The sequence below is a fragment of the Mesorhizobium sp. M0051 genome, assembly GCF_040323235.1.
In the GTDB taxonomy this organism is placed as follows: Bacteria; Pseudomonadota; Alphaproteobacteria; order Rhizobiales; family Rhizobiaceae; genus Mesorhizobium.
On record NZ_JAMYUT010000031.1, the window covers coordinates 55,265 to 69,481 of the forward strand.

The 14,217-nt window shown below is 61.1% G+C and carries 10 protein-coding genes; 2 read left to right on the top strand and 8 right to left on the bottom strand.

From position 1 onward, the window contains the following. Positions 1 to 5 precede the first annotated feature (5 nt). Complete coding sequence (locus NKJ90_RS26615; RefSeq protein ID WP_023762161.1) at positions 6 to 2,966, top strand: trifunctional glycosyltransferase/class I SAM-dependent methyltransferase/polysaccharide deacetylase; 2,961 nt, start codon at positions 6 to 8, stop codon at positions 2,964 to 2,966. Positions 2,967 to 3,041: 75 nt separating this feature from the next. On the opposite strand, the gene NKJ90_RS26620 is transcribed toward NKJ90_RS26615, so the two are convergent. The 3 genes from NKJ90_RS26620 to NKJ90_RS26630 all read right to left on the bottom strand — a co-directional run bounded on the left by NKJ90_RS26620 (position 3,042) and on the right by NKJ90_RS26630 (position 5,850). Continuing rightward, positions 3,042 to 4,427: a hypothetical protein gene (locus NKJ90_RS26620; protein ID WP_023762162.1), complete on the bottom strand. Its 1,386-nt coding sequence runs from the start codon at positions 4,425 to 4,427 to the stop codon at positions 3,042 to 3,044. Then, the gene (locus tag NKJ90_RS26625) at positions 4,427 to 4,951 is read right to left on the bottom strand and encodes a GNAT family N-acetyltransferase (protein ID WP_031261059.1); all 525 of its coding nucleotides are present in this window, start codon (positions 4,949 to 4,951) and stop codon (positions 4,427 to 4,429) included. Before NKJ90_RS26625 ends, NKJ90_RS26620 begins: the two co-directional genes overlap by 1 nt. A gap of 74 nt (positions 4,952 to 5,025) precedes the next feature. Beyond that, on the bottom strand, positions 5,026 to 5,850 hold the full coding sequence (locus NKJ90_RS26630; protein WP_023762164.1) for a hypothetical protein: 825 nt from the start codon (positions 5,848 to 5,850) through the stop codon (positions 5,026 to 5,028). A 204-nt stretch (positions 5,851 to 6,054) separates the two neighbouring features. Here NKJ90_RS26630 and NKJ90_RS26635 point away from each other — a divergent pair, with 204 nt between their 5' ends. Beyond that, positions 6,055 to 7,470, top strand: coding sequence for an adenylate/guanylate cyclase domain-containing protein (locus tag NKJ90_RS26635; RefSeq protein ID WP_023762165.1), 1,416 nt, complete (start codon positions 6,055 to 6,057; stop codon positions 7,468 to 7,470). Between the two features lie 30 nt (positions 7,471 to 7,500). Here NKJ90_RS26635 and NKJ90_RS26640 read toward each other — a convergent pair whose 3' ends face one another. The 5 genes from NKJ90_RS26640 to NKJ90_RS26660 form a co-directional block, all read right to left on the bottom strand. Then, positions 7,501 to 7,980, bottom strand: coding sequence for a class I SAM-dependent methyltransferase (locus NKJ90_RS26640; protein WP_023762166.1), 480 nt, complete (start codon positions 7,978 to 7,980; stop codon positions 7,501 to 7,503). 174 nt (positions 7,981 to 8,154) lie between these two features. Beyond that, positions 8,155 to 9,336 carry an ABC transporter permease gene (locus tag NKJ90_RS26645; RefSeq protein ID WP_352487156.1) on the bottom strand — a complete coding sequence of 394 codons (1,182 nt, stop codon included), beginning with the start codon at positions 9,334 to 9,336 and terminating at the stop codon, positions 8,155 to 8,157. Continuing rightward, the gene (locus NKJ90_RS26650; protein WP_031261060.1) at positions 9,333 to 10,331 is read right to left on the bottom strand and encodes an ABC transporter permease; all 999 of its coding nucleotides are present in this window, start codon (positions 10,329 to 10,331) and stop codon (positions 9,333 to 9,335) included. Before NKJ90_RS26650 ends, NKJ90_RS26645 begins: the two co-directional genes overlap by 4 nt. A 2-nt stretch (positions 10,332 to 10,333) precedes the next feature. After that, a complete protein-coding gene (locus NKJ90_RS26655; protein WP_352487157.1) occupies positions 10,334 to 12,232 on the bottom strand; it encodes an ABC transporter substrate-binding protein in 1,899 nt (632 codons plus the stop codon). Next, positions 12,229 to 14,124, bottom strand: coding sequence for an ABC transporter ATP-binding protein (locus NKJ90_RS26660; RefSeq protein ID WP_023762170.1), 1,896 nt, complete (start codon positions 14,122 to 14,124; stop codon positions 12,229 to 12,231). The genes NKJ90_RS26655 and NKJ90_RS26660 overlap by 4 nt, the downstream gene beginning before the upstream one ends. Positions 14,125 to 14,217: the final 93 nt, after the last annotated feature.

Genomic DNA, 14,217 nt, shown 5'->3' on the forward strand with positions numbered 1-14,217 from the left:
ACGGCGTGGCGCATAATCCTTTGGTTTCAATCGTGGTTCCTGCGCACAATGCGGAGGTGACGCTGGCGCGCGCACTCGATTGCCTTCTCGATCAGGAAATATTGGATTGGGAGGCAATCATCATCGACGACGCCTCCACGGACAGCACCCCTGCCATCATCGCCGGTTATGTGGAGCACGATGCCCGATTTCGGACGTTGAGGTCTTGCGCGTATAGCGCCGCCGGCGCGCGCAACAGCGGGATTTCGAGAGCGCGCGGCCACTGGCTCATGTTTCTGGATGCTGACGATTGGGTGGATGCCAGCTTCCTTGCAAAAATGCTGGCCGCACTGAAAACCGCGCCCGATGCAGTGGCCGCCTATTGCGGTTCTCGGCGCGTGATGCCCGATGGCGAACTCACTCCTTCGAGCATTTCAACGGAGGTTGCGATCCAGCCCTTCGAAACATTCGCCCGCCGGTGTGCCATTCGCACTCACGCGCTTCTGGTCGATCGGGAGGCAATTGTCGAGTTGGGCGGTTTCGATGTGTCGCTGCGCACCTGCGAGGACTGGGATCTGTGGCAGCGCCTCGCACGTCTAGGCAAAAATTGGGTGATGGTCGACGAGCCGCTCGCTTACTGTCGGATCAGCCCCAACGCGCTCTCCCGCAATTCGACACAGATGATGCTAGATGCGGAAATCGTGATCGCCCGCGGCTTTTCTGCTGATCCCAGGGTCAAACACCCAGCACCGGCACACGCCAATGGAGCGATCTCGGCGAACGGCAGCACCGCTTCCGAAGCACTCGCGTGGTTCGCGTTGTGGAACGCCGCGTCGGATTGCGGCCGCGGCTGGCACTCGATCAACCCGCAGTCCCTGCGCGCGCTCCCGGCAGGACGTAAGTGGGCGCGTGAGATCGCCACGGTGGTCTTCGATGGCCTTATGGTTGGAAGCCTTTCGGTGCCAGCGCAATTGGCTGCCAGTTGGGACAGGTTCGGCGGCTCCCTCACCGAGTTGATCATCGAACTCGGCAAGGTCTGGGACAATCCCGGCGCCGCTCGCCGCGTCCAGTATCACCTCGAGCAAATGCTTCTCGACGTCGACGATCTTGCCGCGCCGCGCAGACTGGCGCGGACACTCGGAATTCGTGTCGACGCTCGAAATCCGACCTCGATCGACCTTCCGGAAGGAATCGATCAAATCTACGCCTATCTGATGATCGATGGCCAGATCGAGGCTGTCGTGCAGTTCGGCGTACTCGGGACAGTGACCGGGGATCATTGGATTGAATTGATCCTGGATATCGTGCCCCCTGAGCGGCTTGTAGACAGTGCCGCAAGGCTTTCGAGACGATCGCCTGTACCGCAAAAGGGCGCTGGTGCCGACACGTCAAACGCGCTTGCAGCCGAGGCATTGTTGTCCGCAGCCGAACGTCGGCCCGATCCGGACAGCCACTTCGGCAAACTCGCCCAATTGGCCGCTGAAGCGCGGGAGCTGGTTCGATCAAGCGCCGAACCTGCACCACCTCCTGCAACGCCGCGCCGAGCACGGACCGCGGACAGGAGTGATCGCACGGCGTTCTGGGACAGCTATTTCGCGACCGAGGACCCGTGGAAGTACGGCTCGCTCTATGAGCAGGAAAAATATCAGCGGCAGCTCGAAATCCTGCCTGCTGGTCCCATCGGACGGGCGCTTGAGCTGGCCTGCGCGGAGGGCCACTTCACGCGGCAGCTGGCGCCGCGTGTGGGCCATCTGACTGCAACTGACATCTCCGCCATAGCCATCGAGCGGGCCCGTGCGCGATGCAGCGATCAGCCGAACATTGAATTCGGCGTACTGGATTTCTCCGCCGACGCGCTGCCGGATGGGATGGATCTGATCTTCTGTTCGGAGGTGCTCTACTACCTGGATGATCTCGCCGAGTTGCGGCGCATCGCCAAAAAATTCGCTGGGGCGTTGGCGCCTGGCGGCAGTTTCATCAGCGCACACGCATTCGTGCTGCGTGACAATCCTGAAAGGACGGGCTTCGACTGGAACACATTCGGTGCGCAAGCGATCTCGGAGACGCTGGCGGCGACCGAAGGCCTCGTCCTTGAGCAATCGATCCAGACCGAGCTCTACCGCATAGACCGCTTCCGCCGCCTGTCGCCGGACGATGTGGCGACGGAACCGGTGATCGATCATGTGCCAATCCGCGCGCCCATCGAAATCGGGGTCGCGCGAAATATCGTCTGGGGCGGGGCGCGGGCCTTGCGCCGCGACGTCGCGCGTAGCGAGCGGCGGCAGCGTATCCCTGTCCTGATGTATCACAGCATCGCCGATGATGGCCCGGCCGCGCTGGCCCGTTTTCGGCTCACGCCCGCCGCATTCGCCAGCCAGATGGCGTGGCTGCGCGCCAATGGTTTTCACGCGATTGGGTCCGAGCAGTTGGAACAGTCAATCGCCAACCGTCACCCTTTCGTTGGCCGCCCGGTGCTCATCACTTTCGACGACGGCTTCCAGAACTTTGCCGACCATGCCTGGCCGATCTTGCGCGCTAACGATCTGACCGCGGAAGTGTTCCTGGTGACGGATCTGGTGGGCGAAAGTGCAAAGTGGGACGCCGATATCGGTCCGCCGACGCGGCTTATGGACGCCGGGACGGTGCGACGCCTCTCCGCCGAAGGTGCGTTTTTCGGAAGCCATCTGGCGACGCATCGCGCGATCGATGGCCTGCCGAGCTGTGACCTGGCCGCCGAGCTCCTGCGCTCTCGTATGTTCATCGAACGTTGGACCGGTCGGCCAACCACGGCGTTCGCGGCACCCTTCTCCGTCACCGACCGACGGCTCGGACGGCTTGCCAAGGAGTGCGGCTATCGGATCGGCTTCGGCGGTAGACATGGGCCGGCGGACCTCGATTGCGATCCCATCGACCTTCCACGCATCGAGATTCGCGGGGATCGCTCGCTCGATGACTTTGTCGCCATTGTCGAGGCGGTGCTCGAATGAAGCGGTCGGTCGCTCACCGATAGTCGCCGTCGATTACCATTGTGCACCAACCTGGAAAGAGGCCTTAAGTGAGGCTCAGGTCCCCTTGATCACTGCTTGGCCGATCTTGCGCCATCGGGCGTTTTCGCGAACCAATCTCAGGTCGTCGGTCGTCTCGGCAAATGTGCGCGATCGGTATTGCCGGAGCAGGTCCGGGAAGAGCGCCCCTTCCGGCAGGCCGGCAAGCTGCTCGCGGACCGAGATCTTTTCATCGATGACCCGCATGCCCCAGGCATTTTCCCGAACCTGCAGCTCCGCAGCCAAATCGTGCTCTTCCGGCGCGTTTTCGTCCAGCGCAGCCAGCAGAATCGAGTGGAAAAGCGCTACATAGCCAATCTGTCTCAGGCCGCCCACAACCCGGACGCGCGGCAATATGGCAAGGACGAGGAACGTCAGGAACAAGTTCGGCAGCAGCACGCCGTCCAACAGCGCCTGCCTGAGATGCGGCCGCTCGAACGGGATGGAAAGACCATGCGGCCTGTCAGGCTCGATCAGACGCCCGTTCTCAAGGACCAGCTTGCGCACGCGCTCCTCGCGGATGCCCCAGAAATGGGCCGTGGCATTAGGCAGGAATCTGCCAAATGGGCTCGATTCGGCCTCTTGCATGGCACGTTCGAGACGCTGCCGCCTTGCGGGCTCAATGAGCAGCTTGGAAAGAAGGCTGCCGTCATGTTCTAGATGCCGCGCCATGGCAGAAGCGGCGAGCCGATCATCGATGAAAACCGGCAGGGCCATGCCGGAACGATCCCAATCGGCGACCAGATCCTCGTTGAGGGCTGTCAGCGCATCGGCGGCTGTTCCAAACACCTTGTCCTGGCTGGCAAGCAATGTGCCCAGCCAGCGGCTGGCATCCGTTTCATCGCCCACCGCTTCGAGCGCGCGCTTGTTGAGGGAGACGGGACCGGCCACGCAGGCGCTTTTGCGGCACAGTTTGTGGCGCCCCATGCCAAACAGGTTGACCTTGTCGTCACCGACATCCAGCCATCCTGGCCCCTCCCGGCCAATTGTCTCCATGGTCATCGTCGTTCCCATGAAACCGAAGAAGGCCGACAGCCCGTTTTCGACCGCGCCGAGCCAGGCAAGCAGGAGGGCATCGAAGGTAATCCTGTCCATCAGAAGCAGGCAGTGCAGGCCGGACTGAATCACCGGTCTGTCCTCGAACTCGTCGAGGGCCTTACCGATCTCTTCAGGCTGCATGATCACGCCAAGGCGCTGATGCAGGACTTCGCGCAGGATCGAGCGGGCAGCGATCGCCGGGGCCGATGCAGGCCTTGCCACCGGCCGCCACAGATGGCGGGCGTAATCGGAAACCGGCGCATTCCAGTTCTGCTCGATGTCACGCACGACTTCCGGGCAGAGTAGCGACAGCACAGCCAGAATTTCCACCGGAGGCGTAGCGGTTGGGTCAAAGACGGCAGTCATCAGAACCGCAGCCGGGCCATGCTCAGGAGGTCGTGGTACTGCCCGTCGGTAAAACCGGCCTTCACATGCCGGCCTTCGACCTCGAAACCGTGGCTTGTATAGAGGCGAATGGCTGGTTCGTTGTCGGCATAGACGGTCAACTCGACCCGCTTCAGGGCCCGCCAGTTGTCGGCCACGTCAAGCAGCGCGCCAAGTATGGCAGAGCCGATGCCCTTGCCGACAAAGGCATCGTCAAGGCCGATATTGATCTCGCCGATATGCGAACGGCGCGGCGAACCCTGCACGACCAGGCTGCCATGGCCGACGACCTTGCCGTCCAACTCCGCAACGATCCAGGTGGTTTCCTGGCCGGACTTGGCGATGCGTCGCTCTACCTGCTCGACCATCTCGAAGGGCATCCTGAGCGTGCCCCAGCGGAAGCCCGGCATGTTGAAGATAGCGCAAAGCGCCTCAGCATCGCTTGGCCGGACGGATCGGAGCTGCGGCTGGATTTTGTCGGAAGATGGCGAGGTCGTACTGGTCATGGCGTTCCCGGCGAAGGCAATCGGCCCGGCACGATGCACCGGACGTCATCTGGAAATCCAGCCTTCTCTGCAACCTATGATGCCGATTGCGAGCCAAAATACCGGGAGGCGGCGTAGAGTTTGAAGGCGCCGCTGATCCCGATCCAGCCGAAAAGGGCGAGCCAGAACAATGTCCCGGTCGCCGTCCAGTCGATCCGGTGCACCGCCGCGTCGGTGATGACGAGGCCAAGGATGGCAAGCAGGCCAACCAGAAACTGCGCCAAGCCGAGCACCAGCAGTTCCTCGGGCGGCGCGCTTTTCCAGACGAGATATGTGCCGCCCGCACCGGCGAGGAAGATGGCGCTGTAGACCTGAGCGTGGAAGGCATCGACCGGCCAGGGCCAGATGCTGTTGAATGTCAGGGGAAACAGCAACAGGCCGACGCCATAGAGCCCGAGGACCGCCGATTCCATCCGCATGTAGCCGCGCCATGCGGGGTTTAAGATCGCGCCTTTTGCAGAAGGACGGGCCCTTGCCCGCCACAGGAACAGCCCGGATACCGCGACCGAAGCAAGATAGACCAAAAACCAGAGCCAGGGCGCTTTGCGCTCGAAGTTGAAATAGCCGAGATTGATGAACGAAGCCACCGAGACGATGACGGTGAAGATGAAGGCCATGACGAGCACGAGCCTGCCGGGCGACCAGCGATTCCAGAACAGCAGCGCCGCCATCACGACCATTTCGGCGGTGTAGAAGCCGCCGAGAAAGCGGGCATTGAACGGCGTGACGGCCCAAGGCCAGCGCGGCTTGACCAGCACAGGCGCAAAAAACAGGCCAGCGCCCACGATCAGGACGATGATGACCGCCGCGGAGAACAGGCGCAGGGCCGCGGGAAATGGCGGGTTGTTGGATGTCGGCATGGGAGAAAGCCCCAAAGATGAATGCCCGTGAACCACCATAGTGCCGCTTGCCGCCGATGAAAATCCGCCGAATGGAAATTGAACTGCCACCAGGGCTTATCCATTCGATAGCCGTACGGTCCGTTTCGAAGTAAGATTGAGCACTTGGACCAAAGACCGGTCCGGTCAACACGCCCCGAGGGCGCATTTTCCGGAGCCTGCACGATGAACGAAGCTCAGGATCTGTTCTCGCTTCTGCGGCAATCGACCGATGTCGATCCACTGGCAATCGACGCGATCAAGCGGACCATCTCGGAGGGCAAGGACCGCGAACTTTGCCGCATCAATGCGCCAGCCTTCGCCAGCAAGCATGGCCTCGACGAGGAGCGGACCATAGGCGCCTTTCTCCACGCGGCGCGGGTGGGCATCTTCGACATTTCCTGGAATGTTCTGTGCCCCGGCTGTGGCGGCGTGCTCGACACCAACGCCACGCTGAAAACCCTGCAGAAGGACGAATACACCTGCGCGCTGTGCTCCGAGGGCTATTCGCCGACCCTCGACGAGATGGTCGAGGTGACATTCACCGTGAGTCCCCGCGTGCGCAGGATTGCCGCCCACAATCCACACGAACTGCCGATGGTGGAATATTTCAGCCAGATCTACTGGGCGTCCGGCGTTGATCTGCCGGAAGAAGATTTCGCGAAGACGATCGAAGCGTTCTCGCTGGAGGATATAGAACTTGCGCCCGGTGAAAAGGCGGTTCTGCCCATACAGCTTCCGTCCGAATTCATCATCGTCTTCGAGCCGGTCACCCATTCAGCGCAGTTCATCGACGTGAAGGGCGAACCGACAAAGGAGCGCCGAAGCCTCTCTTTGGTCTTCGACCGCGACCATGTCCAAAACCAGACGCTGGAGATGCAGCCCGGCCCGTTGCGCATTTCGCTGGAAAACAGGACCGACACCCGCGTGCTGCCGACGGTCTTCATCGCTGGCCAGGCATTGCATGATTTGCTGGGCAAACGCCGGCCCTTCCTCACCGCCAAGCGCCTGCTCACCAACCAGACGTTTCGCGATCTCTATCGCACGGATACGCTCGACATCAACCAGCGCCTGAAGATCACCAGCCTGACCTTCCTGTTCACCGACCTGCGCGGATCGACCGCGCTTTACGAGCGGGTGGGCGACCTTTCCGCCTTCGATCTCGTGCGCGCGCATTTCCAGGTTCTGCACGAGATCGTCGCCGCGGAGGCAGGCGCGGTGGTGAAGACGATCGGTGATGCAGTGATGGCGACCTTCGCGACGCCTGATCGTGCGATTGCCGCTGCCCTCAGGATGCGCGATGCCATGCGTGCACTCAACGACCAGAGCGGGCGCGAGGATCTGCTGCTCAAGATCGGCATCCATGCCGGCCCCTGCATCGCCGTGTCCATGAACGAGCGACAGGACTATTTCGGCCAGACGGTCAACATTGCTTCGCGGGTCCAGAACCTTGCCAACGCACAGGCGATCTTCGCCACCCGTGCGGTGGTCGACGACAATCTCACCGCCGATCTGTTGCGCAGGAACGCGCTGACGCCCGTGCCTCACGAAGTCTCGCTGCGCGGCATCGAGCGAGAGATAGCAGTATATACGATCCCCTGAAGATTGGGCCCCTGGGTCCGTCTCCGCCCTTCACACGCGTCTAGCGATAAAATAGCGATCGGCGGGTACCGAAGGGGGCGGCGGGAGGCGTTGCAACTGTGGGTGATCGAGCGGCGTGCCACTGACCGCGATGCCGCCGACGCGAAGCAGGCGGGCGGTCAGATCGGGAAGCCAGGTAGAAGTCACTGCATCGCGATCTTCATAGCCGGTGCCAAGGTCGGCATGAACCAGAGCGGCGTCGATGCCAATGAACCTGCTCGCCGTCTCGCGTATTTCGCCGAGCACGAGGTTCTCAGCTTCGGGAATTGAGCTGGAGTGGGCGGCGAGTGCGCGGTCGAATGCCACGATCCGGCGCCCGGGCAGGCGCTCGCGCAGATGGTGGAACGTCCGTCCATTGCCGAGGCCGAGCTCGATCACGGGGCCCTCGATCTTCGCCACCTCCGCGCAGACTTGATCGAGAATGTCGCGCTGTGCGGTCATCCTGCGGATGAAACTCTCGAGGCGACTCATATGCGTTTGCGTGTCCTGAACCAGCTCAAGAGATCGGCAATGCCCGCGATTAAACCCCGATCGAGCCTCGTCGCATATAGAGGCCAACGATGAACACTGCAACAACCGAACAGGCTGCCGACGAGGATCGTAACGGGTCGACTTGGCGGCCCGGCGCGCGGCGGAATAGCGATGTCATTTGTATGGGTCTGCGGCGTCCCGCAAGCCGTCGCCGAGGAAGTTGAACGCCAAGATGACGAGAATGACGGGGAGCATCGGCAAAAGCAGCCATGGATAGAACGCGATGACGCTAACGCTGCGCGCCTCGGTTAGCAGGATGCCCCAGCTGGTTGTCGGCGGCCGCAGGCCGAGCCCGAGGAAGCTCAGCGCCGTCTCGCCCAGGATCATGCCGGGTATGGAGATCGTCGCCGTCGCGATCAGATGCGACATGAAGCCGGGAATGAGGTGCCGCCGGATAATGCGGCTGCTGTTGGCGCCCATCAATTGCGCTGCCAGGACGTAATCCTCCTCGCGCAAGGCCAGAAGCTTTGAACGCACGGCCCGCGCCAGTCCGGTCCAGTGGAGCAGCCCGAGGATGACGGTGATGCCGAAGTAGATCAGGATCGGACTCCAGGTTATCGGCATGATCGCCGCCAGGGCCAGCCATAGCGGAATACTGGGGATCGATTGCAGAACTTCGATTATCCGTTGAACGATAAGGTCGAAGATACCGCCGTGATAGCCAGCCAGTCCACCGATGACAATGCCGAGCAGGAAGCTGAAACTGATGCCGACAAGGCCGATTGTCAGTGAAATACGTGCGCCATAGATGATGCGCGAGAGCACATCGCGCCCCAGCCTGTCAGTGCCGGCCAGAAAGAGCTGGCCGTTTTCAGCAGGGCAGACAAAATGCCTGTCACCTTCGATCAGGCCCCAGAACCGGTAACTGTCGCCCTTGCAGAAGAAACGGATCCGCTGAACATCATCCGGTTTCTCGATGTAGTTCCGCTTGAGCGTATCCATGTCCAGCGTCATCTGGCGGCCATAGACGAACGGCCCGACGAGTTGGCCGTTGTGGAACAGGTGCACCCGCTGCGGCGGCGAATAGATGTAGTCCATGTTGCGCGTGTGCAGATTGTAGGGCGCCAGGAACTCGCAGATCAGTATCCCGAAATAGAGCGCTGCCAGGAATATGCCGGATACAAGCGCAAGCCGGTGCCGTCGGAATTTCCACCACATCAGGCGCAACTGCGACGCCTGAAAGACCTTCGACTGCTCCGCCGTCATCGCCTCGACCGATTGCAGATCAAAGGGCGCGATGGAAACGTAGTGTTGCAGTGGGGCACCCGGAGCGGGCAGCGGCGATTGCGTGTTCATTTTGTGCTGCCGCCCTGCAAACGAATTCGCGGATCAAGGAGCGCAAGCGCCAAGTCGGAAATCAGGACACCGATGACCGTCAGGAAGGCGAGGAACATCAGGAACGACCCTGCCAGATACATATCCTGGCTTTGCAGCGCTCTGATCAGCATCGGCCCGGTCGTTTCCAAAGACAGCACTATCGCGGTGATTTCGGCACCGGAGATGATGGCCGGCAGGATAGAGCCGATGTCGGAAATGAAGAAATTGAGCGCCATGCGCAGCGGATATTTGACGAGCGCCCTGAAGGGATGAAGGCCTTTGGCGCGCGCGGTCACGACATATTGCTTGTGAAGCTCATCGAGCAGATTGGCGCGCAGCCGCCGGATCATGCTTGCCGTGCCGCCAGTGCCGATGATCAAGACTGGGATCCAGAGATGGGCGAGGATCGACTTTGCCTTGTCCCAGCTCATCGGCTCACTGAGATATTGCGGGTCCATGAGGTGGCCGATGGAGGTGCCGAACCAGATATTGGCGAAATACATCAGGATCAGCGCCAGCATGAAATTCGGAATGGCAAGGCCGAGAAGGCCGAAGAGAGTAAGGCCATAGTCGCCCCAACTGTATTGATGCGTGGCGGAGTACATGCCGATCGGAAAGGCGATGAGCCAGGTGAATATGATCGTGACGAAGGAAACCAGCACGGTCAGCCACATTCGGTCCCCGACGACGTCGCGAACCGGCAACTCATACTCGAAGGAATAGCCGAAATCGCCGTGCAGCATCCCGCCGACCCAGTAGAAGTAGCGAATGACCGGCGGCTGGTCGAAACCATATTCCTTCCGCATCATTTGGATGCGATCGGAATCCACCGCTTCGCCCTGAGCCCGAAGCTCGGAGACATAGCTGTCGAAATAGTCGCCTGGGGGAAGTTCGATGATCGTGAACACCAGCGCCGATATGATCAGCAGCGTTGGAACCATCACAGCGATGCGCCAGACAATATATCGAAACACGCTCAGGACTCTCCAAGCCAGAATGTATCCGGCATGTAGACACCGAAATAGGCGGTCGGGTCATAGCCGTAGAGCGCCTTGTCAGGCAGATTGCGCAGTCGTGAGGACGCCAGAACCGGCTGATGTGTTCCGTTCACCGTGCCGATCGAAAACACCTGATCGGTGTAGATCGATAGCATTGAATTCCAGATTTCGGCGCGCTCCGCGGCATCGGTCGATGCGTTCCAGCGTTTGAGTAAAGCCACCAACTCGACCACTTCAGGAAGATCGGGCGCCTCACCCATCTTGCCATGGGACAGATAGTAAGCACCCCAAAGCGGCCATTGCAGCTGGTCGTCGATGGTGGGGGCCAACTGGTACGGGTTCATGTCGGGGGTCGGCACGCCATTGTCGATGCCCGACCACATCGACATCATGATCTGGCCGCCAAGCGCGCGGCTGCGGAAGATGTCGCGCTGAGAAGTCCGTACGAACAGGGCGATGCCAATCTGGCGCCAGTGATCGGTGATGAGTTCGAGCGCGTCGGTTTCCAACGTGCTTTCGCCGGCCGTTTCCACTATGATCTGCGCCGGGCGTCCATCGGGAAGTATCCGCAGGCCATCAGCGTCGCGCGCCTGAAGCCCGACCTCGTCGAGCAGGGCGTTGGCCTGGTCGGGATCATGGGCGACCCAGGCCTTCGCGAATTCCGGCCGGTAGAGCGGGCTCTCCGGCAGGACCGTATCTGCACTTTCCTGTGCCAATCCGTAGAACACGGCCAGATTGATCTCGCGCCTGTCCACAGCGAGCGACAGTGCGCGGCGCACGCGCACGTCACGAAAAAGGCCACGCCACACCTGATCGGCACAATTCAGATTGGGCAGCAGCGCCAGCCGCGAACCCTGAGTGCGTTTCCAGAGATGCATCTTCACCGGATAGCGCTTCTCCGTATCCTTCAGGAAGGAGTAATCGGCGAAGTCAATTCCCATGGCTTGCAGGTCGCTCTCGCCCGCACCGGTCTTGGCGGAAATGATGGCCGACGAGCTGACGTTCAAGACAATCCGGTCAACATAGGGCAGTTGCCGGCCATTCTCGTCTGTCCGATGGAAGAACGGGTTTCGCTCGAAGATGAACTGCTCAGCCGGCGGTTTGGTCCGGTTCTGCCAGGGATCGAGCGTCGGCAGTTCCGGGTTCTCCGGGCGATACTGCCGCGACATGCGGATATGCAGGAGCGTCCATTTCTGGACCCGGTTCTCCGTCATGAGGCCGGCGAGCCGGAATGGATCCTGGTATTTCTTGTGGAACTGCTTGAGATAGGCGGCCGGCAGGACAAGCGATAGCGGCGAGGCGGCAGCGAGCTTGGGCAGGAAGTCGGGATTTGGCGCCTCCCAACTGTAGCGGACCGTCAACGGGTCGACGATCTCGAAACGTGGCGGCTTGCCATCCGCCAGCAGGCCCGGGGCAAGGCCGCCTTGCGAAAGCTCATCGTTCAGCCAGACATCTTCCCAGCAATAGCGAAAGTCCTCCGGCGTCAACAGGCTGCCGTCAGACCATTTATGTCCTTCCCGCATCTTGAAAGTGAAGACGCGATCATGGACTACGTCGAAACTTTCGAGAATGTCGGGTTGCATGTTAAGCTTTTCGTCATAGCCGACCAGGCGAGCATACCCATAGATCGTCATCATCCGGATGTCTTTCTGGCTGCCGATGATCGTGCGCAGCGTGCCGCCATACTGGCCGGGCTGCCGGCCCATCGCAGCGAGATTCAACACGCGCGGGCTCTTGGGCAGGCGCTCAGTGAGTCCCGGCAGCGCCCTGGCCTTCAGCTGCGGCAGAAAAAATTCCGGCTCCAGGTCGCCTGCGTGCAACGTGCCCGGCAGAAATGCCGAAGTCATGAGCCCAAGGACGGTGCGCCGGCTGATCAAGGGCGTAGCTCGCTGACATCGGCCGAACGTCGGGCCAGCACGAGGTGGCCGCCGCCAAGATCGAGCGGCGACAGCATACCCTCGTCGCCCTCGTCGCGGAATTGCGGTCCCCATGCGCTGGTGTCGGAGGCGCCGCTGAGCTTCAACGTCTTGAAATCCATCGGTCTGTCGAGATCGGGAAAAGGCACCGCGGCGACCAGTGAGCGCGTGTAGGGGTGGACCGGTTTCCTAAGCAGAATTTCGCGCGGGGCAAGCTCGACTATACGCCCGCCGCACATCACTGCGATGCGGTCTGCCATGTAGTCCACCACCGCCAGGTTGTGGGATATGAATAGGTAGGTCAGGCCCAGTTCCTTCTGCAGGTCCTTCAAGAGGTTCAGGATCTGCGCCTGGACAGAGACATCGAGCGCCGAAACCGGCTCGTCGCAGATCAGGAGTTCAGGCCCCAGCGCCAACGCGCGCGCGATGCCGATACGCTGACGCTGCCCGCCGGAGAAACTGTGCGGATAACGCTTGATGAAGCGCGGATCGAGCCCGATTGCCTGCATAAGGCTCTTGACCGTGGCTAGTCGGGATGCGGCATTGCCCCGTTGATGGATTTCCAACGGCTCGCTCAAGATGTTCTCCACCGTCATGCGAGGTGAAAGCGACGAAACCGGATCCTGGAAGACCATTTGGATTTTCGCTCGCAGCAGGCGCAGGGCGTCTCCCTTGCCTTCCAAGACGTCGATCGGTCCATCGCGGCCGTTGAAGATCACAGAGCCGCCGCTAGGGGTGACAGCCCGCATGAGGATCTTGCTGACGGTGGTTTTGCCGGAGCCGCTTTCGCCGACCAGACCCAGGCACTCACCCCGCCTGATATCGAAGCTCACGCCATCTACGGCGCGAACAGAGGTTTGATGATCGCCGCCGAACCATCCGGACTTGCGGATGGTGAAGGTCTTTTCCAGATCCCTGACCGATAGCAGGATGTCGTCCGGCCCCTTCGATGCCGGCGCCGTCTGTTTGCCGAGCAGGTTCCCGACATTCACAGGCACCTCGCGGAGCGCCTTTAGCCTTTCACCAGGCTTCAGGTCGAAATGCGGAACGGCTGCCATCAGGCCCCTCAGGTAAGGGTGACCTGGCCGGCGGAATATCGCCTCGACAGGTCCCGCTTCCATGATCTCGCCATGGTAGATAACCACAACCTCGTCGGCGACATTGGCGACCACGCCGAGGTCGTGCGTGATCAGCAGCATCGCCATGTTCAGCTTGCTCTGAAGCCCGCGCAGCAATTGCAGGATTTGCGCCTGGATGGTGACGTCCAACGCCGTCGTCGGCTCGTCGGCGATCAACAGGGCGGGCCGGCAGATAAGCGCCATGGCGATCATGGCGCGCTGACGCAGTCCTCCCGAAAGTTCAAACGGATACATGTCATAGGCGCGCTTGGGATTAGGAAAGCCGACAAGGCTGAGCATTTCCTCGGTCCGCGCCTTGCGCTCTGCCCGAGGCAGGGGCGTATGAATCTGCAGGGATTCGCTAACCTGGTTGCCGATCGTGTGCAGCGGCGACAGCGATATCATCGGCTCCTGAAAAATCTTGCCGATGCGGCTGCCTCTCAACGCCCGGATTTCGGGTCCATCACGCGGCATCTGCAGGATATCCTGCGTCGTGCCAGGCTTTTCAGGATCGGAAAATAGGATACGGCCACGAACATGGGCTGTGTTCGGCAAAATGCCCATCACTGCCTGGCTAAGAACCGATTTTCCGGAACCGGACTCGCCCACAAGCGCGGTAACCTTGCCGGGCAGGACGCGAAGATTTGCACGCCTGACGGCATGCAACGGTCCCCCGACAATGGCAAAAGAGATGCCAACATCTTCGACCCGCAGTAGATCAACACCCGAATTCATTCTCACACCAGCCCCACCCTGGCGGCCTGCCGAGCGGCAGGCCCAGAAAGCGAGACTAGCGCATTACCAGCCTAGAGCAACTTGGATTCGAAG

Coding starts and splice junctions, on each gene's coding strand:
- NKJ90_RS26630 (WP_023762164.1), bottom strand. CDS start 5,850: ATGCCGACATCCAACAACCCGCCATTTCCCGCGGCCCTGCGCCTGTTC.
- NKJ90_RS26645 (WP_352487156.1), bottom strand. CDS start 9,336: ATGAACACGCAATCGCCGCTGCCCGCTCCGGGTGCCCCACTGCAACAC.
- NKJ90_RS26620 (WP_023762162.1), bottom strand. CDS start 4,427: ATGACTGCCGTCTTTGACCCAACCGCTACGCCTCCGGTGGAAATTCTG.
- NKJ90_RS26635 (WP_023762165.1), top strand. CDS start 6,055: ATGAACGAAGCTCAGGATCTGTTCTCGCTTCTGCGGCAATCGACCGAT.
- NKJ90_RS26625 (WP_031261059.1), bottom strand. CDS start 4,951: ATGACCAGTACGACCTCGCCATCTTCCGACAAAATCCAGCCGCAGCTC.
- NKJ90_RS26660 (WP_023762170.1), bottom strand. CDS start 14,124: ATGAATTCGGGTGTTGATCTACTGCGGGTCGAAGATGTTGGCATCTCT.
- NKJ90_RS26640 (WP_023762166.1), bottom strand. CDS start 7,980: ATGAGTCGCCTCGAGAGTTTCATCCGCAGGATGACCGCACAGCGCGAC.